Origin of the sequence: Eisenbergiella tayi, assembly GCF_001881565.1 — a bacterium.
Taxonomy (GTDB): Bacteria; Bacillota; Clostridia; order Lachnospirales; family Lachnospiraceae; genus Eisenbergiella; species Eisenbergiella tayi.
The window spans coordinates 44,952-69,375 of the sequence record NZ_MPDJ01000005.1; the positions used below are offsets into that span (position 1 = coordinate 44,952).

19 protein-coding genes are annotated in these 24,424 nt (G+C 45.9%); all 19 read right to left on the bottom strand.

The window, feature by feature from the left end; all coding sequences use genetic code 11:
• Window positions 1-139: 139 nt before the first annotated feature.
• Window positions 140-1,366: an ABC transporter permease gene (locus BLA28_RS18420; RefSeq protein WP_069157933.1), complete on the bottom strand. Its 1,227-nt coding sequence runs from the start codon at window positions 1,364-1,366 to the stop codon at window positions 140-142.
• Complete coding sequence (locus BLA28_RS18425; RefSeq protein WP_069157557.1) at window positions 1,353-2,240, bottom strand: ABC transporter ATP-binding protein; 888 nt, start codon at window positions 2,238-2,240, stop codon at window positions 1,353-1,355. Before BLA28_RS18425 ends, BLA28_RS18420 begins: the two co-directional genes overlap by 14 nt.
• Window positions 2,231-3,001, bottom strand: a complete 771-nt coding sequence (locus BLA28_RS18430) for a hypothetical protein (protein ID WP_081330014.1) — start codon at window positions 2,999-3,001, stop codon at window positions 2,231-2,233. The genes BLA28_RS18425 and BLA28_RS18430 overlap by 10 nt, the downstream gene beginning before the upstream one ends.
• Window positions 2,998-3,513, bottom strand: coding sequence for an RNA polymerase sigma factor (locus BLA28_RS18435; RefSeq protein WP_069157558.1), 516 nt, complete (start codon window positions 3,511-3,513; stop codon window positions 2,998-3,000). Before BLA28_RS18435 ends, BLA28_RS18430 begins: the two co-directional genes overlap by 4 nt.
• A 227-nt stretch (window positions 3,514-3,740) precedes the next feature.
• Window positions 3,741-4,238 (bottom strand): hypothetical protein, encoded by a 498-nt coding sequence (locus tag BLA28_RS18440; RefSeq protein WP_133304891.1) that lies wholly within the window; start codon window positions 4,236-4,238, stop codon window positions 3,741-3,743.
• 226 nt (window positions 4,239-4,464) lie between these two features.
• Window positions 4,465-5,658, bottom strand: a complete 1,194-nt coding sequence (gene tuf, locus BLA28_RS18445; RefSeq protein WP_044971883.1) for an elongation factor Tu — start codon at window positions 5,656-5,658, stop codon at window positions 4,465-4,467.
• Window positions 5,659-5,772: 114 nt separating this feature from the next.
• A complete protein-coding gene (gene fusA / locus BLA28_RS18450; RefSeq protein ID WP_069157560.1) occupies window positions 5,773-7,890 on the bottom strand; it encodes an elongation factor G in 2,118 nt (705 codons plus the stop codon).
• 60 nt (window positions 7,891-7,950) lie between these two features.
• On the bottom strand, window positions 7,951-8,421 hold the full coding sequence (gene rpsG, locus BLA28_RS18455) for a 30S ribosomal protein S7 (protein ID WP_009256157.1): 471 nt from the start codon (window positions 8,419-8,421) through the stop codon (window positions 7,951-7,953).
• 217 nt (window positions 8,422-8,638) lie between these two features.
• On the bottom strand, window positions 8,639-9,058 hold the full coding sequence (gene rpsL, locus BLA28_RS18460; protein WP_009256158.1) for a 30S ribosomal protein S12: 420 nt from the start codon (window positions 9,056-9,058) through the stop codon (window positions 8,639-8,641).
• Between the two features lie 198 nt (window positions 9,059-9,256).
• Window positions 9,257-9,709 (bottom strand): hypothetical protein, encoded by a 453-nt coding sequence (locus BLA28_RS18465; protein ID WP_069157561.1) that lies wholly within the window; start codon window positions 9,707-9,709, stop codon window positions 9,257-9,259.
• 116 nt (window positions 9,710-9,825) lie between these two features.
• Window positions 9,826-11,712 carry an EAL domain-containing protein gene (locus BLA28_RS18470; RefSeq protein WP_069157562.1) on the bottom strand — a complete coding sequence of 629 codons (1,887 nt, stop codon included), beginning with the start codon at window positions 11,710-11,712 and terminating at the stop codon, window positions 9,826-9,828.
• Window positions 11,696-13,144: a glycosyltransferase family 2 protein gene (locus BLA28_RS18475; protein ID WP_081332659.1), complete on the bottom strand. Its 1,449-nt coding sequence runs from the start codon at window positions 13,142-13,144 to the stop codon at window positions 11,696-11,698. Before BLA28_RS18475 ends, BLA28_RS18470 begins: the two co-directional genes overlap by 17 nt.
• Window positions 13,137-14,282, bottom strand: a complete 1,146-nt coding sequence (locus BLA28_RS18480; RefSeq protein ID WP_071699276.1) for a hypothetical protein — start codon at window positions 14,280-14,282, stop codon at window positions 13,137-13,139. Before BLA28_RS18480 ends, BLA28_RS18475 begins: the two co-directional genes overlap by 8 nt.
• 35 nt (window positions 14,283-14,317) lie before the next feature.
• Window positions 14,318-16,471 (bottom strand): hypothetical protein, encoded by a 2,154-nt coding sequence (locus BLA28_RS18485; protein WP_071699277.1) that lies wholly within the window; start codon window positions 16,469-16,471, stop codon window positions 14,318-14,320.
• Between the two features lie 16 nt (window positions 16,472-16,487).
• The gene (locus BLA28_RS18490) at window positions 16,488-17,936 is read right to left on the bottom strand and encodes a CotH kinase family protein (RefSeq protein WP_071699278.1); all 1,449 of its coding nucleotides are present in this window, start codon (window positions 17,934-17,936) and stop codon (window positions 16,488-16,490) included.
• Window positions 17,937-17,940: 4 nt separating this feature from the next.
• Complete coding sequence (locus BLA28_RS18495) at window positions 17,941-18,618, bottom strand: DUF4956 domain-containing protein (protein ID WP_069408361.1); 678 nt, start codon at window positions 18,616-18,618, stop codon at window positions 17,941-17,943.
• Between the two features lie 63 nt (window positions 18,619-18,681).
• On the bottom strand, window positions 18,682-19,377 hold the full coding sequence (locus BLA28_RS18500; RefSeq protein WP_071699279.1) for a polyphosphate polymerase domain-containing protein: 696 nt from the start codon (window positions 19,375-19,377) through the stop codon (window positions 18,682-18,684).
• 13 nt (window positions 19,378-19,390) lie between these two features.
• Window positions 19,391-20,287 carry a hypothetical protein gene (locus BLA28_RS18505; RefSeq protein ID WP_071699280.1) on the bottom strand — a complete coding sequence of 299 codons (897 nt, stop codon included), beginning with the start codon at window positions 20,285-20,287 and terminating at the stop codon, window positions 19,391-19,393.
• 299 nt (window positions 20,288-20,586) lie between these two features.
• Window positions 20,587-24,312: a DNA-directed RNA polymerase subunit beta' gene (gene rpoC, locus BLA28_RS18510; protein ID WP_009256169.1), complete on the bottom strand. Its 3,726-nt coding sequence runs from the start codon at window positions 24,310-24,312 to the stop codon at window positions 20,587-20,589.
• Between the last annotated feature and the right edge of the window lie 112 nt (window positions 24,313-24,424).

Here is a 24,424-nt window from a genome sequence, read left to right on the forward strand (position 1 = left end):
TTAAACAAAAAAACCTGATTTACAGTAACTGAAATTATTATATAATAACCAGTTCCCATTTGTCCATGTAAAAGAAAGGAATTCTTTCCTGCCGCAACAAATTCACTCGAAATAACAATATTTGTCTGCCCCGTCTTCTTTATTTCACCTGCGCCTTTCTGTAAATCCTGTATAAAAGAGGACATATCATAACAGTCATTACAGAATACACCACCAGAATGATCCCCGCCGCCCCCATTATTCTTCCTGCAATACTGTAAAGGTTGAAATAAGAAACCACCATATTCATCTGCAGTAGCTGATCCGGCATAAGCCCCAGGATTTTATTTATAAGAGGGAACCTGATTCCGCCTAAAAAAGAGGGAACAAAAATCAGGATAAACGGCGTCATTACAGCAACCACAGCGGATCTGGATGCCGCGGATATCAGCATGGTCAAAAAAAGGATAAACAAACAGCCCGCATACCCCCCGGCGAAAACCAGCAGTCCCTCCTGCCAATAGGTTATATTATAGAAGCTCTTCCAGCCTCCCCTTCCTGTCTGTATCACACAGTTCGCTCCGTCAGCCCCCAGTATTCCAAGCACGATCCCCACGTAGAGAAGAACAGACAGCCAGTATATTCCTGTTATCAGAAGAAAGCCCGCCTTTATTTTGGCAGACACCGCCCTTCCTCTTCCATGACAGGAGGCAAAAAAAACAGAGTCGGCCTTATACTGGTATTCACACGAAAAAAGACTGGCTGCAAGGAAGCCCAGTATCAAAACCATTATCATCAGCAGAGTCGGAGCGAACTCAAACAGCTGCTTCCATCCGTCCGCATAATCATAATATAGAGGCGTCTCCATCTCCTGATATTTTTCCACCAGAAAAGCTTTTTCTTCCTCTGAAAACTGATCCTTTGCCTCTGTGTCCAGCCATTCCTTCAGATGAGCTGTCCTGTTGGCATAAAAGGCTTCCGCATCTTCCGGCACAAGGGAATCCGGCCTATAATAATCATAATCCCTGAATGCCCCATAGGCATAAACCAGAAGCATACGGATATCGGAGAAGCCCTGTTTCCAGCCAAAGGCAATATCTGACTTACGGATATCCCTGGAACGGTACTCCTCCGTATTATTTACCGCAAGATTGGCGGCGATCACCTCCCCAATCTTTTCTTCCGTAAGAGGTCCTGACCATTCCTTCTTTGCCTCCCTCAGCTTTCTGACCGCAGCGACGCCGTTCTCTTTTTCTCCCTGTTCATTCATATAACTCACTCCGGAAACGGCAAAACCACAGACGACGATCAAAAGGCCGATAAGACATATTACGGCGATCCTGCCGCTTGTTTTGGAAAAAATCTTTTTCATCTCATAATAAACCATCTTCGTCACCGCCCTTTTCCCCGAAATAATATAAGAAAACATCCTCCAGCGTTATTTCCTCCTGCTTCGCATCGGGGCAGGGCCTCTCTTCGCATAAAATACGAAGCTCCACACCTCCGGAGGTTGTTTTCATATTGGCTACCTTATATTCTTTCGCCCAATCCTGCGCCTTGCTTCTGGGGACAGTACAGCTCCAGACCCTGTCCGGCACGGAGGACATGATTTTTTCCGGCGTCCCGGAGCGGACAATATGTCCGTCACCCATCAGCATGATTTCATTGGCGATATACTCCACATCAGACACAATATGAGTGGACAGCAGAACCAGCCTGTCCTGTGAAAGCCCGCTGAGCAAATTGCGGAACCGGATTCTTTCATTGGGATCCAGACCTGCCGTAGGTTCATCCAGAATCAATATTTCCGGATCATTCAGCATGGCCTGTGCAATCCCCACTCTTCGCTTCATGCCTCCGGACAGCTTCTTCATCTTCTTATGGACCACTTTAGCCAGACCTACCCGCTGCAGCAGTTCCTTCACTCTCTTTTTTGCCACAGCCTGACGCAGCCCCTTAATAGAAGCAATATACATCAGGTAGTCCTGTACCGTAAAATCCGGATAAAACCCGAACTCCTGAGGCAGATACCCCAGCCGCTTCCTGTATTCTCCATCCATTTCAAAGATATCCTGTCCGTCACAGGTTATTTTCCCCTCTGTCGGCTTCAGCAGGGTACACAGCATTCTCATTAACGTGGTTTTGCCGGCTCCATTCACTCCCAAAAGCCCATAGACACCATTCCTCATTCGGCAGCTGACCTGCTCCACCGCCGTAAAACCATAAAATTCCTTTGTTATCCCATCCAGTTTTAACTCCATGAAATATTTCCCTCCTGATCATTCCTGCAGCTTCTGAGAAAGCAAAAAATCATACACGCCATATAAGAAACGGAAACGAGCAGCATTAACCACCACACCGGCCTTGCTACAGCGTTATAAACGGATTCGTTCAGCACTATCAATATCCAGACCGCGATCCACAGAAGAGACAGCGCCACGGCCATGTATTCTGAGCCATACCTTCTGCTGCATAATACGGAAAAACAGATACAGCAGGTTACATTAAACGGCAGGAAAAACTGAATCAGCAAATCCTCCGCCGTCAGCTGTACCGTGGCCGATACCGCTCCGCAAAACAGGCTCAGCAGAAAGAAATCAGCCATTCCAAAAAGAAGCATCCTTGCCGAATAAACCTGCCGCAGGGAATAAAAGGCAGCCCCCTCCACTTCTTCAGAACCGGAGCTGCGGTTTTTCCAGAATTCAGGTATCAGCAGGATCACGAAGACAGGTGCCAATACCCCCATGCTCCTTTCCACATAATAATTACCCTCCGCCGAATACATGATCCACCACAAAAGAATGAGTGTAAGGAATTGTAAAAACCACCATCGTTTTCTTATGTATGCTCCCTGCTGAATCAGGAACTCCATATAGGATGCAGTCTGCTTCTGTTCGTTCCGGTAAAAAGCATTTTTCGACAGCCGGATTGTCTGCTCCAGCCTGTCTTTATCCGGCCCGATATCCGTTTCCTTCTTATATGCTTTCAGCAATGCTTCCAGTTTCTTCTCTTCCGCCATCATTCCCTCTCCTTTCCCAAAAGTTCGCCCAGCTGTTCTTTTGCCTGTTTCAATCTGTACTTTACAAGCGGCAGGCCAATGCCCAAAATATCTGCAATCTCCCGCTGCTTCCGTTCCTGAAAATAGTACAGAATAAGTATTTCCCGAAGCTCTCCCGGCAGCCTGCGGAGAGCTTCCTCCATATCCAGCCTGCAGTCTACAGAATCCATGGAGTTTCCGCAGACATCCGGTATGTCCGGGTCAGGCAGGCTTGTACTCTTCTTATAGAAATCCCTGCACAGATTAGCGGCAATCGTATAAAGGTAATTCAGCGCTTTTCCATGGTGCCGGTAGACGGACAATGATCCAAAAAATTTCACAAATGTTTCCTGCGTGATATCCTCCGCATACCCCTTGTCCGATACATGGTAATGGCAGTAACAGAGTATTTTCGGATAATAACGGCATACAAAACTTTCCATGGCGGATTCGTCGCCGTTCTTCATTTTATTTATCAGAAGAAAGTCTTTGTCCATGAGGAATTCCTTTCGATAGATTAAAGAGGCCTGTACGAAATGCTTTCCTCTTTCTATGTATAACGAATGAGGAAAGGAAAAAGATAGTTCTTTTTTTAAGATTTAAGCAAAAATGGGGAAGGCGGAAAATGCCCATATTCCTTCCTGCAAAGAAATATAGGCATCTTAATATTTGCTCTTTGAGTTGTTTTACGTTTTCTTTACCAGCCAGCCCCCGGGAAATATAGTTAATCGTATTTTCCTGTCTCCTGTAATAACCTTGCTTTCCTTTTTTCTTCTTTTACATTCAGTAAGATATCTGCAAATTTCTCCGCTTCTTCCAAAATAAGCTTTCCATTGCCCGCCATTCTTATAATCATATATTTAGATGCTCCTATCGCAATGGGGATTTTATACCTTTTCCCTTTTATCTGCATGACAATATTTATTCGGGATGCATACGCCCTGTCCTTCTTATGCCCCAATTCATAATCAACAGAAACACTTACAGAGTCAATATCCGATACCGGAATATACTGGAGCTTAAAGGGATTGGAGATAAAAAGAACGGCAAGCTCCCCATTTATCCCATCCAGCCAAAAGGTACACGTTTTTGTATCATAGGTATAGCTGCAGACAAAAAAATCCTTCTGCTTTTTATTCCTGACAGCAGAATAAATTATCTGCAGAACGAGCATGAGGCAGAAAAAATAGCAGAGATAAGCGATCGCCAGTGGAACAATCATATAAAGATTATCCCGTGTCACAAATCTGCTTTTCAGTACAACAGCAGGAGGTATTAACAGTAATATAATGTAATAAAAATAATTCTTTTGCTGCATGGCTATCCCCGCTAAAGCAATTTATTCTTTGTATTTTCCTGTATTTATTCTAACATAAAAGAAACCGCAATTCTCTGATTTCTCAAAGAATTGCGGTACTTATTTAAAAGAATTTGCTCTGTATCAATGATTACTCGATGATAGTAGCAACACGGCCTGATCCTACTGTACGTCCGCCTTCACGGATAGCGAAAGTAAGACCCTGCTCCATAGCGATAGGATGAATCAGTTCGATGGTCATCTCTACGTTATCACCAGGCATACACATTTCTACACCTTCAGGAAGGTCACATACACCAGTTACGTCAGTTGTTCTGAAGTAGAACTGAGGTCTGTAGTTGTTGAAGAAAGGAGTATGACGTCCACCTTCATCTTTGGTCAGAACGTAAACCTGAGCGGTAAATTTCTTATGGCATTTAACGCTGCCGGGTTTTGCAAGAACCTGTCCTCTTTCGATTTCAGTTCTCTGAACACCACGAAGCAGTGCGCCGATGTTATCACCAGCCTGAGCTTCATCCAGCATCTTACGGAACATTTCGATACCGGTAACAACGGTCTTCTTGCTCTCTTCTTTGATACCGATGATTTCAACTTCTTCATTCAGGTGAAGGGTACCACGCTCTACTCTACCGGTAGCAACAGTACCACGGCCTGTGATGGTGAATACGTCTTCTACAGGCATAAGGAAAGGCTTGTCTGTATCACGCTGAGGATCCGGAATATAGCTGTCAACAGCTTCCATCAGCTCAAGGATCTTATCACCCCATTCGCTGCTGGGATCTTCCAGAGCCTTCAGAGCGGAACCCTGGATAATCGGAGTGTCATCTCCGGGGAATTCATACTCGTTCAGCAGGTCTCTGATTTCCATCTCAACCAGCTCAAGCAGTTCCGGATCGTCTACCATGTCACATTTGTTCATGAATACAACGATATAAGGAACGCCTACCTGACGGGACAGCAGGATGTGTTCTTTGGTCTGAGCCATAACACCATCGGTAGCTGCAACAACCAGGATAGCACCATCCATCTGAGCTGCACCAGTGATCATGTTCTTTACATAGTCAGCATGGCCAGGGCAGTCAACGTGTGCATAATGTCTGTGCTCTGTTTCATACTCAACGTGAGCTGTGGAAATGGTGATACCACGTTCTCTTTCTTCCGGAGCCTTGTCGATCATATCGAAAGCTACAGCTTCACCGGTACCAAGTCTTAAATTCAGGGTCTTGGTAATAGCTGCTGTCAGAGTAGTTTTACCATGGTCAACGTGGCCGATGGTACCAATGTTACAATGCGGCTTGTTTCTTTCAAATTTAGCTTTAGCCATTTTTGATAATCCTCCTTAAAATCAATAGATATAAATTGTTTCTTTTTCTAATCGGCTACTTCTGATTATATTAGATACTGCCGATATTTTCAAGCTTTATTTGGCAATCAAGGCTTATTTTGCCTTAGCTGCCAAAACTTTTTCCTGTACGTTCTTCGGTACCTGCTCATATTTATCAAAGAACATAGAGTAGTTACCACGACCCTGTGTCTTGGAACGCAGGTCAGTGGAATAACCGAACATCTCTGCAAGAGGCACATAAGCCCTTACCATCTTACCGCCGCCGATATCTTCCATACCTTCGATACGGCCGCGACGGGAGTTGATATCACCGATAACATCGCCCATATAATCCTCCGGCATGGTAACTTCAACCTTCATAATAGGCTCAAGCAGTACCGGATTTGCCTTGGACATAGCATCCTTGAATGCCAGTGAACCGGCAATATGGAATGCCATTTCGGATGAATCGACTTCATGGTAGGAACCGTCGTATACGGTAGCATGAACGCCCAGTACAGGGAATCCGCCGAGTATACCAGCTTTGGAAGCTTCTTCAATACCTTCGCCGACTGCAGGGATATATTCCTTAGGAATAGAACCGCCAACGACTGCGGTATCGAACTTGAAGGTTTCCTCGCCGTTCGGATCCATAGGCTCAAATTTAACCTTACAATGACCATACTGACCACGTCCGCCGGACTGCTTTGCATACTTGCTGTCCACATCAACGGGCTTCGTAAAGGTCTCTTTATAAGCAACCTGAGGAGCACCAACGTTTGCTTCTACCTTGAATTCACGCAGAAGTCTGTCAACGATGATTTCCAGATGGAGCTCACCCATACCTGCAATGATTGTCTGGCCGGTTTCCTGATCCGTATGAGCACGGAATGTAGGATCCTCTTCTGCCAGTTTTGCAAGGGCTTCACCCATTTTGCCCTGTCCGGCTTTGGTCTTAGGCTCAATAGCCAGCTCGATAACCGGTTCAGGGAACTCCATGGATTCCAGAATTACCGGATGCTGATCATCACAGATGGTATCACCGGTTGTGGTGAATTTGAATCCAACTGCCGCAGCGATATCACCGGCAAAAACCTTATCCAGTTCCTGTCTTTTATTTGCATGCATCTGCAGGATACGTCCAACACGTTCCTTCTTATCCTTAGTAGCATTCAGTACATAAGAACCGGAGTTCATCGTACCGGAATATACACGGAAGAATGCCAGCTTTCCAACAAACGGGTCAGCCATAATCTTGAATGCCAGAGCGGAAAAAGGTTCGTCATCAGAAGAATGTCTTTCCACTTCATTTCCTTCCAGGTCGGTACCCTTGATAGAAGGGATATCCGTAGGAGCGGGCATATACTCAAGAACAGCATCCAGAAGCTTCTGAACACCTTTGTTTCTGTAAGCGGAACCGCAGCAAACCGGAATTGCAGTACATTCGCATGTGGCTTTTCTCAGGACAGCCTTGAGTTCTGCTTCAGAAGGTTCTTCCCCTTCCAGATACATCATTGTTAAATCGTCATCCAGTTCGCAGATCTTCTCGATGAGCTCGGAACGATACAGCTCTGCATCATCCTTCATATCCCCAAGATCGTCTGTAACCACAATATCTTCGCCTTTATCACCATTAAAGTAATAAGCTTTCATTTCAAACAGGTCGATGATTCCCTGGAATTCATCTTCCTTGCCGATAGGCAGCTGCAGGATAATGGCATTCTTGCCAAGTCTTGTCCTGATCTGATCTACGGCCCCATAAAAGTTTGCACCGAGGATGTCCATCTTATTGATGAAGGCCATTCTGGGTACGTTGTAGGTATCTGCCTGACGCCATACGTTTTCTGACTGAGGCTCAACGCCGCCCTTTGCACAGAACACGCCCACAGCGCCATCCAATACACGCAGAGAACGCTCTACTTCCACTGTGAAGTCAACGTGGCCGGGAGTATCGATAATATTGATTCGGTACTCAGGCGCATCGGGATCAACCTTACATTCATTATGCTTTGTCCAGTGGCATGTGGTAGCGGCTGATGTGATGGTGATACCTCTTTCCTGTTCCTGCTCCATCCAGTCCATGGTAGCAGTACCTTCATGAGTATCCCCGATCTTATAGTTAACACCGGTGTAGTACAGAATACGCTCTGTCAGAGTAGTCTTACCTGCATCGATGTGAGCCATAATACCAATGTTTCTGGTTCTCTCTAGTGGATATTCTCTTCCAGCCAAAGGTTTTTCCTCCTTAATTTTGTATCCCGGGCCTAAGCTGCGGGTACTCTCTCACAAAAATTAGAATCTGTAGTGAGAGAATGCCTTGTTAGCTTCTGCCATTTTATGCATATCTTCTTTTCTCTTAACTGCGGAGCCGGTGTTATTAGCTGCGTCAAGAATTTCGTTTGCCAGTCTTTCTTCCATGGTCTTCTCGCCTCTCTTGCGGGAGAAGGTTACAAGCCATCTCAAGCCCAGCGCCTGACGTCTGTCAGTCCTTACTTCGATAGGCACCTGATAGGTGGCACCACCGATACGTCTTGCCTTTACTTCGAGAACAGGCATGATGTTGTTCATAGCTTCCTCGAATACTTCAAGAGCCGGCTTTCCAGCCTTTTCTTCTACTCTTCCAAACGCACCGTATACAATCTTCTGGGCAACACCCTTCTTACCATCAAGCATGATGTTGTTGATAAGCTTGGTAACTACCTTGTCATTGTATAAGGGGTCTGCCAATACGTCTCTTTTCTGAATATGTCCTTTACGTGGCACGGTTCTTCCCTCCTTAATTATAATCTGCAATTAAATCATAGGTACTCACATGTGTCTGATACTAACAATACACGCAATGTGTATTACACTCCATGTGTATTACACGCTGTGTGTATTACACTCAATGTGTTCGTGCGGCATATCTGTTCGCTTAAAAGTGAAAATCAGAATCCCAACACTAAATTAGTTCGCTCTGTGGTACACGGAAAATAATAAATTATTTTCCAGCCTTCGGTCTCTTAGCACCGTATTTGGAACGGGCCTGACGTCTGTTAGCAACGCCTGCGGTATCCAGTGTACCTCTGATGATGTGGTATCTGGTACCAGGAAGGTCCTTAACACGGCCGCCTCTGATCAGAACAACGCTATGCTCCTGCAGATTGTGTCCTTCACCGGGAATGTAGCTTGTCACTTCGATTCCATTAGAAAGACGAACTCTGGCGATCTTTCTGAGAGCTGAGTTAGGTTTCTTAGGAGTAGCTGTTTTAACAGCGGTGCAGACACCTCTCTTCTGAGGAGCGGAAGCATCCGTAGCTTTCTTATGAAGGGAATTGTATCCTTTCTGGAGAGCCGGTGCGGTAGACTTCTTTACAGATGTCTGACGTCCTTTTCTGACTAACTGGTTAAATGTTGGCATTCTTTTTCACCTCCTGCGGTATAGGTTAATGTGTTTTAAATCGCATGCATAAGAAAAAAATGCATCCAAATGCACGCTAGAATAGTATACGTGCTTGTGAATGCATTGTCAATAGATTTTATTGAAAATTACTGTAAATAACTGGTAAAACCTTATATATTGTGACTATCGGCGCTCCGCAGCCCTGCAGGCCGTCCATTATTCGGCAAATAACAGCCTCAGATGCTCCTCCGCTTCCCTCACGGAGCTTTCCACCCTCACTCTGATTTTTTCCACACAGCCTTCCTCCCGGCCGGGCAGAATATCGGGAACAGGAACAAAAGGCATCTCTTCCTGTACCTTCCTCATTCTTCTTTCCAGCGTTTCCCATTCCTCCTCATAATCTTTTAAAAAATTATGGGCTTCCTTAGTATGGTCCGCCTGCTGCCTGCACAGACTTATAGCCTCACTGATGCAGACCGCCGCCTGTTTCAGCAGGACATCCCGTTCGATCAGCTGTGTGTGAAGAGAGGCCACCTCTTTATTTTTGGCCGCCAGAATTCCCTGGAGAGATGACAGCTGCCGTTTTGCAGATTCTATCTCATACATAAGATTATCCGCTTCTTCTCTGCCGGTTTCCGTTTCCTGAAAAGCTGTACCGTCGTTTCCCATTTTTGTTTCCCTCATAAAGATCACGTTTTCTGCTTCTCATTTTACCACAGTTCCAATAACTTGCACAGGTTCCGGCATCACTTTTTATTCCTGATTCCGACTTATAAGCTGCTGTTCTACAGCCTGTCAAATGCATCCTGGCTGACCGGATAGTAGTAATAAAAGCCTGTGGCATAGCTGCATCCGATGCCTTTGAGATATTCGGCCTGCTCCTTGTTTTCCACGCCCATACATATTACCTTCAGCCCCAGATCCTTACATAAATTCATGATGCTCTGAATAATTTTCTTTCCCTCCGGCTTATTCGTATGGCGGATAAGATCATGGCGCAGCTTTATATAGTCCACGCCGCATTCCAGGTATTCAAAAAATACTCTGTCCAGTTCAAGCCCCGACAGGCAGATATGAAATCCAAACCCGCGCAGTTTTTTTATCGTTTCCATAAAAATGTCGGAGCGGCTCATCTCCACCAGCTGGTTCAGCTGGATAACAATCTGATCCCGATCCACGCCATATTGGGATACCGCACCGTCAAGCTCCTGGGGGAACTGTTCATCCCCCACATTTTCCACCGTAAAATTAAACAGAAGCCTCATACGCCGCCCCTTGTCCGCCTCTTCTTTTAAGAAGCGGCAGCCCTGGCGGAATATATCCATATTCATTTTGCCAGTCAGCTGCTTCCGCTTGATGACATCCAGGAAATCGCCGGGCTGCAGAAGGCCTCTTCCCGGATTCTGCCACCGGACCAACGCTTCAGCTCCCGTGATACTCCCTGACTCCATCTCGATCACAGGCTGCAGATACATGACAAATTCCTGATGCATCAAGCCATGAATCGCTTCATGCTCCATGGCATAGCCGGTAACCGTCTCTTTCTCCACCATTTCATCATACACGGTACATTCCACATAATGATTCCGTGAAAATTCAGCCGCTATTTCCGCCCTCTGAATGGTCTTCAACGGCTCTGTCTCCAGGCCGGACATCCGATAGATACCCGTATGGGGATCCAGAAAATACCGTTTCTGCCGGCTCTTCATCGCCTCCGCTATACTGGCATAAATATCCCTGACTCTTTTTTTAATGCTGTCCACACTGGTATACTGGAGAAAAAACACAAAATAAAACTGATTGAACCTGCTCATGGCCTCCGAGCCATCCGCCAGCATGGACACACAGATATCGCTGATGATCTGCAGCGCCATTTCCGATTCCGGATAGCCGTAAATATGGCTGATAGTATCCAGCCCGGCATCCAGAAACAAAACGGCATAATGCGCTCTGTTACCGTCCGTAATCTGCTCTTCGAATTTCTTTTTCCAGGCCGTGAAATTATCTCCTCCCGTCAGTTCATCCCGGAAAGCGAGCTGCACCACCTGTCTGCGCTTTTTTATCATGTATATAATCAGGACCAGAATAAAAATCATCAAAACCAGGACCGCCGCCCAGACAGCGAAGACAGAATTTTTCTCACCCTGATATGCATCCTTCGCATACTGCACAAGAAGACCTTCCGTACGCTCCTCATTCACCCGATACAAAGCGGCCTCCAATGCCTCCTCGGCCTCACTCTGCATGCTCTTGGTATATGCGAGGCAGATATCTATCCTTTCTTCCCCATCCTGAAAGGATATCACCGCTTTCCCTTTGTGCAGCCCGGCTGCCTCCAGTTCCCCGTCGGTAAGCCCCATCGTCCATACCGCGTCCACCTGCATATTTCCTGCCAGACTCAGGCGGTTATCCTCCTTCGAGCCGTTCACATATCGTATTTCCATGTCCGCCTGTCCGGCGGCGGCATCCAGTATCTCAGGCAGTATGCCCTGATAAGAGGCTTTTTCGGAATCGTAGAACTCAAACGGCCAGGAATCCGGCATCCCTCCCACATAGATTTCTTCCCCGCTTCCCTTTATTGTATGAAAGGGCATAAAAAGCCAGACAACTGCCACTGCTGCTGCCGTGAGAATTCCGTATTTGATTTTACCCTTTTTATTTTTTCCCCTCAATTTTCTTCTCCACATTCTGCTCTGAGGACTGGTTCAGCTGTATTTTCTGCCGCTGAATCTGGCCCCATACATTTTTCTTCTTTCTATAACCGATAAAAGCCGTCATTCTTGTAAACGCCTGGATAAACCGGAAAAATACGCTTTCCGCAAGACACAGATAGATTGATTTCAGTACGTCCAGGACTGAAAGCCTGATATTCTGTGTATAGATCCTGGCAAAAAAAGCCGTAATGGTCAGTACTGCCCCATATAAGGCATAGATTAGGAAAAATAGGATCATAAAAGGCACATTAATCAGATTTACCGCATATGCCAGGATAATAGTCAGAAGTCCGAATAATTCAATAAACGGAGACAGCAGCTCGTATACAAGATAATATAAATAGGATACATACCCCACCACACCGTATTCAGGAGCCAGAAACATCCTGCGGTGCTTCTTCAGACACTGGAACAATCCGAGATACCACCGGCGGCGCTGCTTCTGAAGATCCCGTATGCTGGACGGACACTGGCTCCAGCAGATGGCATCCGGCACATAACGGATACTGTAAGGAATTTTGTTGATTCTGCAGAAGGAATGCAGCTTTACCACCAATTCCATATCCTCGCCCATCGTACTCGTATCATACCCCTTTACGGCGGATACCATATCCTTGCGGAACAGGCCGAAGGCACCCGATATGATAAGATTGCCGTTAAATCTGTCCATAAAAACCCGGGACGCCATAAAGGAACGATCATACTCAAGAATCTGCATCCCAACAATAGGATTCCAGGGCATATGGTAATCCACAAGCTCGCCCTGCTTCAAAACGGCACAGTTTGAAATGCGGACAAGGCCGCCCACCGCCACTATGGTATCATCCTGCAGCACAGGCTTCACGATTTCCTTCAGGGAATCCCTCTGCAGCACACTGTCCGCATCCATACATATGAAATAAGGATATCTGGCCGCATTGATTCCTACGTTGAGTGCGTCGGCTTTTCCTCCGTTCTCTTTACGTACAAGCGTAACCTCCACTCCATCTATCACGGTCTCATAAACATCGACTACCTTTTTGCTTGGAATCTGCTGATTAATCGGCCGGTTCACCTTTCTGAGAGGGAAAGCGTCCAGCAGGGCCTGCGTCGTATTGTCCTTTGATCCGTCATCCACCACAACAATTTCATATAGCTTATAATCCATCATCAGAAGTGACTTTACCGTATCCACTACCGTGATTTCTTCATTATATGCAGGAACCACAATCGTCACGGGCACATAATAGTCATGGGATATTTCATTATGGTATTTCTTCTTTTTCTTTTCCCTGTACAATTCCAGCGATCCGTATAATACCGACAGTATCAGGAAAGTAGAATAGCCAAGCAGATATATAACGAATATGACACCCACACAGCTGTAAAAAAGCTTGATTGCATCAAACATGCCACTGCCCCTCTTCCCTGTCCTTACGTCGGATCTCTTCTTTTTCCAGAACGTAATTCAATATTTCTCTCGCATAACGGTCTCTTCCGTTATAGATATCAAAAAGCAGCGTTTTCGATAATCCCAGGCCATAAATCAGGGCTTCGGCACAGTTAAGCCTCACATGCCAGCCGGATGCGCGCAATCCCTCCTTCAGGCAGAGTACCGTATCTTCCCCCGGATAGGAGGAAAGTGCCGATGCCGCCATGGCCGCAAATTCCCAGTCCACGTATTCCTGATAGCGCACATAATTCTGCAGTATTTCCCTGACCGGTTCATAGGGATATTTACGAAAATACCGGATTGCCTCCAGCTGTATTTCCTTATCTTCATTTGGATCTGATAAAAGCGCGGCAAACTCCTCGCGGAAGTCCCCTGAAAAGAAACGTATAAACTGCAGAATCGGCAGCACCAGCTCAGTGACAAATTCCGTACGGTGGCCAAAAAGCAGCTCCGCAAGCTCCCTTCTGTCTCTGCTGAAGCCCAAAAGGCCGTCTGCAAGCAGCTTCCTGCTGTGATAAATCTCGTTATCCTCCAGCTTCCTCCAAACGGCAAGAACCGCATCTTTATTTCCTATGGAATAGAAAGCCCTCAGGGCATTTTCTCTTGCATTTACATCCCTGACGGTAATCATATCCATAAGAAAATCCATCAGCCCGTCAAAGGTCTCACGCCCTCTGTCGATTCCCAGATCGGCCACAAGATAAGCAAAATACGCCTGTTCTATCATATCCCGTTTACGGTAGACTTCAGTGAGCCTGAGAAAAACACCACGCATACGCTTCAGATATTCATCGATAAATTCTTCCGGTTCCCGCTTCCTTACCTCCAGCATGGAATCCTCAAAAGCCGCCAGATTTTCCGCTTTTTTCAAGCCTCTGAACATTTCATCAAAATGAGCGGCGTCCGGTTCTTTTCCTTCCATCAGCAGTTCTGTCTGTTCCGTTATTTTTCCGACAAAGGACAGGCTGCTTCTCTCCAGTTTTTTACCGCTGTACTTATCCGCAAAAATGTAGAGTACATTGAAAATCAATACGGCAATACAGCTCGCCATATAGATATAAAGAATAACTTCCGGCTTAAATGAAAGCACATGCATATGCTTCCTCCTTGTATCAGTTGGTTTTTCCCGTCTTAAGTCCACTTTTCCTTTACCGCATAATAAGACTGCTTCAGCCGCTCATGATACGTGGGCTTTCTTCCCCACCCATTCAGCTTCAGTTCTTCCATCTTTATTCTTGCGCCTTTGTCGCCGGACGTCCCTGCTCCGACATAAATACTCTGAATCCGGAGGTTTTCAATCCCGTAATGCTCATAATAATCATCGTGTATCTGCTGCTGCGCAGGGTTGGAGAAATTCAGCAGCTGCCAGGGCAGACGTATTTCCGCCTCATCACCATTGATATAAAAATCCGAAACCGAATTATAATCCGCATCATAGGGATTGCCGTTCCCGAACGTCATCTTCCCTGTCTCGAACTTTTCAGACATCTTATCCTGTTCATACAGCGCGTTCACCATTCCCAGCTGCAGCGCCAGATATATTTTCCGGAATTCCGGAGAATTCTTATCCGGAATATTGAAATACGGATTTTCCTCTCCATAGTCTTCCGCAAAAATAACCCGGAAAGCCTCATAACGCTCCTGCACCAGCACCCGGCTGTTATCCCTTCCGTCCAGCACCATCAGAAAGTCTGCCTGCCTGTCAAATTTCACATCCTCCCCGTTTGCATAATAACTGCCCGATTTCGGAGTTACATCTATGGGAATATAAATTTTTTCATTCTCCGGATCAAAATCGTCTTTATGCACTCTGAAATACAGAAATTTTTCATCATACTTCATGTAAAGCCGGAGATTTCCATTATCCGTGAGCAAATCATCCTGTGTCCACTCCCCAACATCTCCGTCCGTATAGCACACACTCCTTTTTTCACCCGGATCAAAGGCCATCAGGCCGAAAAACTGCTCATTTGTCTGAAAATCACTCCAGTATGCCGTTTTTGACAAATCCACATTCGCCATGGTATTCCAGGTTCTCTTAAACCATTCGTCCTGCCAGGAGAAAATAACACAGCCTGCACAGCCGGCTCTCCGGATATCATCATAGCTGTCCACCAGCGCTTTCCCCTGCTCCTGCTCCGACATATATCCCTGGGAACGAGCGGTAAAAGCATCCAGCTGTGCCCTGCCCCTGGAGGTAGGCGTGCCGAATTCCGATATGACCACAGGCATTTTATGATGCCTGGTAAGCATTTCCAGGTAAACACCATACGTATTATAATCTCCGTTTGCCAGCCTGTAATCCTCTGCAAAAGGCACTTCACCTTTCCAGCTGTCATAGTAGGCCAGATAATCCGGATAATAGGAATATACATGATAGGATGCGAACTGACCGGACTTATAACGATCCGTTGACAGAATATGCTCCACATCCACCTTTGCACACTTCATAAAAAGCTTTAGTATCTCCGGCGGATAATCCAGAGGATCCGTAGTCGGCCAATTGGAAAAAGCAAGCAGTCTCTGTTCCTTATATTTATCACTTTCATAACGGATCATATGATCCCCCACCTCAGCCAGCATAGCCTCAAAGGGAGTGGCATCCTCCGACGTGTACATATAAAGCCCCTGATAGCTGTTCTTCCCCGTATCCACATGATCCGTATAGGCTACGGTCACATCTTCCCATTCCACGCCCAGAATATACCCCAGAACCCAGTCCGAAATATCTCTTGTATAGACACCGCTTGCGCTGGAAGCCTGATATCCCAGGCTTATTTTCTTTCTGCCATGTATTACGTCCACTAATGTCCGGCAGTCCTGCAGCAGCACTTCACGGAAGGAATCGTCATAGGCATCCACATGGGAATTCTGGACATAATCATTCACCCATACTCCATGGAGGATATAGAGCGGTGTAGGATTATTTTTATTATACTCATAGACCGCTTCATAAAAATCCGGCTGCAGTATGGTATAAACCCGGATTGTATTGGCTCCCATTTCCTGAATCAGGCCAAACCACCGAAGATATGTCTCCTTATCAATGGCGAACTCTGTTGAATAATATCCCGGAATCCCCACCCCCATATCCACGCCCCGTATCTCGAAAGGCTCCATGCCGCTGCCTGTATCCAGCAGTATCTCCTTCCCCTGCGTCGCGGCAAAGACTTCGATATCCTGTTCCTTGTGGAAATCAAAATAAATTCCCCACCTGTAATAAGCCGTATCCAATAGTAAATACAGCAAAATGCATGAAATAGCCGCAATTAAAAATTTTTTCAACTTAAATTGACCTCAATTAATGGTTAAACTTCTTATTTTTTGATTCGTGGCTGTAAAAGAGCAAATCCTCTATATGCTCATCCATCCACCGCATATGTCTGATCAGACGTGTTTCATATTGCTCCATCGCCTCTTCATAAGAACCTATTTTTCGGTAATCATCCGATAAAAGATCATTTTCCGGAAGGAAACTGTACCCCCATTTTTCAAAGTTCCTGTCAACTGCCGTTCCGAGATAATCACGGATTTCCCTGATATTGGCGGTAATTGCTTCCTCACTTAAAATGCCCCTGCGCAGTTCCCGATACCTGCTTATAATTCGCTTATTAAAATTTTCATCCTTACAAAGCATAAAATACCAGGGACGGTCCTGCATAAAGTACCCGGCCATAGGCGTCTGTTCTTCGATATAATTATCACAGCAGTTATTAAAATCCCATACGCACATTTTCAGCTTGCCGGTGACATCCTTATAAAAATAGGTGGAGTACAGGCCTGCATCCGTATTCTGCGCCACCTCATTTATAATGAAATAATCGACAAAACTGTCCACATCGATATAATTCTGATATCCGTAGCGCGCCGAATCATAATCATAGGAATACAGCGCCTTTTCAAACTTGGAAAAATCCCTGCTGATCGTCTCCGTCAGCTCCGGCGTTAATTTGGAAGCCCCTGGATACTTCACCTCCAGCCTTCCATATATCCTCCTCGCGTAGTTTGTAAAATTCTGCAGATACTGAACATCATTGACACTTTCCCTGTCGGCACAGACGATGTAGCTGGATACCCCGGCTTTCCCGTCGTATTTGGTAACCTCTATCCTTCCTTCTCCCACGCTGATCTGCTCGGTCATGACATATACGCCCTGATACTCCTGATTGAGAAAAACCTCACAGAACCTCACGTCCGGCGCCCAATCCATGATCCTGCCGGAAAGGTTATACCACATATAATTACGAATCAGCGTTTTATCCAGAAAAGGCCCGTGAAGCACCCAGGTATTGTCCTTCTCCATACCCATTACCGCAATATCCCGATCGGAACCGTCGTCCTTTGTAAATTGAAACAGATACCCTGCCTTATCAAATAATCTGGAAGAATTTCCGCGGACCCGGATATGAATCTGTGAATCAATATCCGGCTCGGCAGACAGCGTATTCAGAACTCCTTCCGCATCATATATTTTCATATCCGCCTGGATATAGGTATTTACAATACTTCTTACATGCTGTCCTTCCTCCGGCCTGCCCGGAATTATCTGTCCGCCGGTCTCAATACTGACAATCGGAAGGTGTGTGGAAAAGGTATCCGCTTCAATGGACAGACTTGTGTCTTCCACATCCGTATTATAGGTTAAATGCTGCTGGATCCTTTTCTTTTCCGGATCGATATGTCTGGAAAGCATGAGCGCCGCCAAAAGGAAAAGCAATACAAGTCCCACATAAATTTTCCTGCTGTTCATATTTTTACCCGCTGATTTCGTCATTCTGCGTCACAATATTTACATACTCGATGGATTCCAGTTCATACAGCATTTCCACAATACTTTTCTCTTTTTTATTGGAAAGAAGATATACCTTCCTGGGCATCTCAAATATCAGCTCTATCGATTCCCTGCTGGTATTCTTCACGCGCAGCATGGCTTTTGCTTCAAAATAATCAAAAACCACCGCCTCTATCCGCCGTTCCATATTTCTTGCCCCACGGATAATAAGAAGCATCCTGTTATCGTTTCTAACCCTTCCCAAAATCAGAAGGACTACAAAAACAGCCGCGCTTCCCGTCACAGCAACAACGTAGTCTCCCACACCGCAGCATATACCCACAATAATTGTCCAGAATATATACGCCGTATCCCTGGAATCCTTAATCGCCGTACGGAATCTGACAATGGAGAGCGCACCTACCATACCTAAGGAAAGTGCGATATTGTTGCCGATAACTGTCATGACGGTCGCCGTAAGTATTGTCAGCGCCACCAGTGATACATTAAATTTCTTCGAATACACGCCTCCCGCATGGGTGAAGTAGTAAGACAGATAGATAACTCCGGAAAGAATAACCGCCACCAGTATATGAAGCAGAATTTCTTCCACAGTCAGCGATCCGGATTCCTCAAACAATGTATAGATATATTCTTTCATTTTTATATTCCTTTCCCCAAACGGCAGGAACGCCGCAGCTTTATATTCCTTCTGATATAATCTTTAAAATACATAGTGAAGCCCCGCACTTCTGGACAGGCAGTATTTGCTGACAGAAGTTGCCGATTTTCCCTCCAGGCTTACCATCTGTTTAATATAACTGAGCATAAATCCATTATATTTCACTTCCATTACCACAAGATAAGGATCCAATACAGGATTCTGGTTTAATGTGGGAGAAAAAAGGCGGAAATCGCTTTCAGTCGCCTTAATTGCAAAATCGAAAGTGATTCTTGTTTTATTTTCACTGGCCACATAAGCTTTCCTCTGGTATTCCACGATTGCCTTCGGCCTGTAACAAAACATATTCATTAGTCCATAACATTCCACCGCAAAGGAATTCTCATATTTAAGAAGACAGGAATACTGTCCCCGGCTCAGTTCATCCGCATCCTCCTTGCTGAGACGCAGGGAACGCTTTTTCTGATTTTCACCCTGTTTTTGTTTCATCTCCAACATTGCAAAATCAGAATCCGGCGAATAGGTTCTGAGCCTGATTTTCCTTCTTATCTCCATCCCGTCTTCTTTTTCATAGAAATCCCTCTCCTGCATCGTGTCAAAATACAGGCTCCTGATAGGATATCCGTAGGTTCCATTATGGGAATCCGGGCGAAGCACCTGTTCAAAGGTATGATCGAGTCTGCGGAACTGATCATAAGATAATAAATATTTTTTTTCCTGCCTCAACACTTCATTCATTTATCATTCCTCTTCACTCGCTTTCCGCCTCCATCAGCTGCAGACATGGCCTCAGATAATGCCATGAAAAACCGAGGCGTTTATAGGGATACTTTGCTTTCAGCTTTTCCCAGCTATCCGCAACTGCCTCAAAGCCGTCATCATAATACGTGTTTTCTTCTGTCAGCCCATGATAGCCCTGCATCTGCATCTCCGTAATATTAAGAATCCCCTTGCCATATTTTTCAGCCAGCCTTAGTTCTTCCTCAATTTGCCCGGCTTCATTCTTCTTGTTATAATTCATGACTGCGATTCCGTCACAGCCCTCTTCTATTATTTTTTCAAGTAATGCAGATAACCCGATCCGATCATAAAAATTAGGGATACAAATAATAACAGCCAGCTTTTCTTCTCTCGCTGACTGATATGCCTGAATACAGTTGGCTGCATACTGTTCCATACAGCTCTCCTGATTGTCATCCCATTCTTCCAGAAGATACGGCTCCACATCGAAAACAATGCCGGCAAACCCACCTTCCGTTCCGCTCTTTTTATTCCATTCCGCCGTAATTCTCACCGCTTCCAGCATGGACGCCCCATTCTCTTCCACGCCCCAGTCCGAGGCTCCGGCCAGATAATAGACCCGCTGTCCTTTTTCCTTCCGCCTTTTCAGATAATCCAGAACCTGCTCTTCCTCCGCTTCCTGGGATATCTGCTGATAAACAGCCTTGCAGTTAAGCTTTTCCATAGCTTTTTCCACATCATCTTCCATTTCCGGAAGGATATATTCCTCCTCCCATGAAAAAATGCTGGTCTCGCTCACAAAATCTTCCGCCTTCATTTCTCTCCAGCTGCAGCCTGTAAGCATCAGTGAGGCTATCTGCATACATAATCCGCTGATTAAAACCAAATTAATTCTCTTCCTTTTCATATTATCGTTCCCCATACTTTTTTTACTATCGGCAGAAAATCGAGAAAATTTCTTGTTTCTATAAAAAACTCTAAATAATTATAAAAATCAAGGTCATCTTATTTTACTGTTCTGATGATATGTTTATTATTTAATAGTAACATTAACAATGATTACTGACAATAAATATTACTATATTAATATAGCCATATTAATATTCCTCAAGCTCTATTTTCCTTTTTAAGGTAATAAAAAACAGGCATGGAAAATTCCATACCTGTTTTTAACTTTATTCTCTTCAATTCATATCTCAGTTGTGATTATTCATTATCTTCCGGAATGGAAGCCGCCAGTTCATCCGCTTCTTCCCCGCCTTCATAATCATCAGCCTCATCCGTAATGATATCCACCTCGTCATCCGGCAGCAGATCTTCATCCATGCCTTCATCGAAATTGAATTCATCATCCAGATCCAGCATATCATCCATTGCGATATCCGTATTCAGGTGTACGTCACGGTAACGCTTCATACCGGTTCCCGCAGGAATCAGCTTACCGATGATTACATTTTCCTTCAGGCCGATAAGAGGATCGACCTTGCCTTTGATGGCAGCCTCCGTAAGAACCTTTGTGGTTTCCTGGAAGGAAGCCGCAGACAGGAAGGAGTTCGTTGCCAGCGCGGCTTTAGTGATACCAAGCAGTATCTGCTTGCCGTCTGCGGGCTGTTTTTCCTGTGCAGCCAGTTCTTCATTCAGGTCTTCGTAATCCAGCGCATCCACGAGTGTTCCGGGAAGATATTCGGTATCACCGCTGTCTTCCACACGTACCTTTTTCAGCATCTGACGAACGATAACCTCGATATGCTTATCACTGATATCAACACCCTGCAGACGGTATACACGCTGTACTTCACGAAGCATGTAATCCTGTACCGCACGGATTCCCTTGATTTTCAGCAGGTCATGAGGATTAACGCTACCTTCTGTCAGTTCATCGCCGGCTTCCAGTATCTGTCCGTCCATAATCTTGATTCTGGAACCATAGGGGATCAGATAAGCTTTGGACTCACCGGTTTCATTATTGGTAATGATAACCTCACGTTTTTTCTTGGTATCCTTAATGACCGCAACCCCTCCGAACTCAGCGATAATCGCAAGTCCTTTAGGCTTTCTGGCCTCAAAAAGCTCCTCAACACGGGGAAGACCCTGTGTGATATCATCACCGGCAACACCGCCGGTATGGAAGGTACGCATGGTAAGCTGTGTACCGGGTTCACCGATAGACTGCGCAGCGATGATACCTACTGCTTCACCTACCTGAACAGCTTCACCGGTAGCCATGTTGGCGCCGTAGCACTTCGCACAGATACCGTTTCTGGAACGGCAGCTTAATATGGTACGAATCTTTACGCTTTCAATGGGCTCACCCTTATCATTCACGCCTGTGCTCAGGATCTTCTCCGCACGGGTGGGGGTGATCATGTGGTTGCTCTTAACAATCACATTGCCGTCGCGATCTTTAATATCCTCACAGGATACCCTGCCTGTAATTCTGTCCTTCAGACCTTCGATGGTTTCCTTGCCGTCCATGAAAGCCTTAACCTCCATGCCGGGGATTTCAGGACGATCTTCACAGCAGTCCATCTCACGGATGATCAGTTCCTGTGATACGTCAACCATACGTCTGGTCAGATATCCGGAGTCGGCAGTACGCAGAGCCGTATCGGACAGACCCTTACGCGCACCATGCGCAGACATAAAGTATTCCAGTACGTCCAGACCTTCACGGAAGTTTGATTTAATGGGCAGCTCGATGGTACGGCCGGTTGTATCGGCCATCAGTCCGCGCATACCTGCCAGCTGCTTGATCTGCTGGTTGGAACCACGGGCTCCGGAGTCTGCCATCATGAAAATATTGTTGTATTTATCCAGTCCTGCAAGCAGAACATCGGTTAATTCCTTATCTGTCTCGTTCCATGTTTCCACAACCGCACGATAACGCTCTTCTTCCGTGATAAGACCACGGCGGAAGTTCTGGGAAATACGGTCAACTGTAGCCTGGGCCTCTGCCAGCATTTCCGGCTTCCTTTCGGGCACTGTCATATCGGAAATGGAAACGGTCATGGCCGCCCTTGTGGAATATTTATAACCGGTTGCCTTGATATCATCAAGTACTTCTGCCATTCTGGAAGAGCCATGGATATTAATAACCTTTTCCAGAATCTGCTTCAGTCCCTTTTTGCTGACATGGAAATCAACCTCCAGCTTCAGGGCATTTTCCGGATTGCTTCTGTCTACAAAGCCCAGATCCTGAGGCAGGATTTCATTAAAGATAAAGCGTCCCAGTGTGGATTCCACCACATCGGAAATTTCCGTACCGTCAGCCAGCTGCTTCGTAATCTTCACTTTAATTCTGGAGTGAAGGGTCAGCACCTGGTTTTCATATGCCAGAATGGCTTCATTCAGGCTCTTGAAATATTTGCCTTCTCCCTTTGCCCCGGGTCTTTCCTGGGTCAGATAGTAGATACCTAATACCATATCCTGGGAAGGAACGGCAACAGGACCGCCATCGGAAGGCTTCAGCAGGTTATTGGGAGACAGGAGCATAAAACGGCACTCTGCCTGTGCTTCCACGGAAAGAGGAAGATGCACGGCCATCTGGTCACCATCGAAGTCCGCATTGAAAGCGGTACATACCAGGGGATGAAGCTTGATCGCCTTACCTTCTACCAGAATGGGCTCAAATGCCTGAATACCGAGCCTGTGCAGAGTAGGGGCACGGTTCAGCATAACAGGATGTTCTTTGATAACATCCTCCAAGACATCCCATACCTGGGAATCCAGTCTTTCCACCAGTTTCTTTGCATTCTTAATATTCTGGGAAATGCCTCTCGCCACCAGTTCCTTCATAACGAAGGGCTTGAACAGCTCGATTGCCATTTCCTTGGGCAGACCGCACTGGTAAATCTTCAGTTCGGGGCCTACAACGATAACGCTTCGTCCGGAATAGTCAACACGCTTACCCAGAAGGTTCTGACGGAAACGGCCTGATTTACCTTTCAGCATATCGGAAAGAGATTTCAGGGCGCGGTTTCCGGGGCCTGTTACCGGACGGCCTCTTCTGCCGTTGTCGATAAGGGCATCAACAGCTTCCTGAAGCATTCTTTTTTCGTTACGTACGATAATATCCGGAGCACCCAGCTCCAGCAGTCTTTTCAGACGGTTATTTCTATTTATAATCCTGCGGTACAGATCGTTCAAATCGGACGTGGCAAAACGGCCGCCGTCCAGCTGTACCATGGGACGAAGATCCGGAGGGATTACCGGGATCGCATCCAGAATCATCCATTCCGGACGGTTTCCGGACTCACGGAAAGCCTCAACAACCTCCAGGCGCTTAATAATTCTGGCGCGCTTCTGGCCGGTGGACTCCTTCAGCCCTGTTTTCAGTTCTTCGGATTCTTTTTCCAGGTCAATGGCTTCCAGCAGTTCTTTAATGGACTCAGCGCCCATTCCCGCACGGAACTTGTTTCCCCAGGTTTCTCTTGCATCCTGGAATTCCTTTTCAGACAGCACCTGCTTATATTCCAGGTTGCTTTCTCCGGGATCCAGTACGATATAAGAAGCAAAATAAAGTACTTTCTCCAGCACTCTGGGAGACAGATCCAGAATCAGGCCCATACGGCTGGGAATACCTTTAAAATACCAGATATGGGAAACCGGCGCAGCCAGTTCAATATGTCCCATACGTTCACGGCGGACGCTTGATTTGGTAACTTCAACGCCACATCTGTCGCAGACAACACCTTTGTATCTGATCTTTTTGTATTTGCCGCAGTGACATTCCCAGTCCTTGGTAGGCCCGAAAATACGCTCACAGAACAGGCCGTCACGCTCAGGCTTCAGGGTTCTGTAGTTGATGGTTTCAGGCTTCTGAACCTCACCTCTCGACCAGTCCCTGATTTTTTCGGGTGATGCCAGACCGATTTTGATAGCGTCAAACGTCATCGGCTGATATACTTCATTTTTTGTAGTTGTTTCAGACATTGTGCACTCCTTCCAAAACTTTTCCGGATGACCGGCCTGCCTTGCGGCAGACCGTTTCATTAACATAAGGATGGCTCACATAACATGACATCCGTTATTTGTCCATACAGAT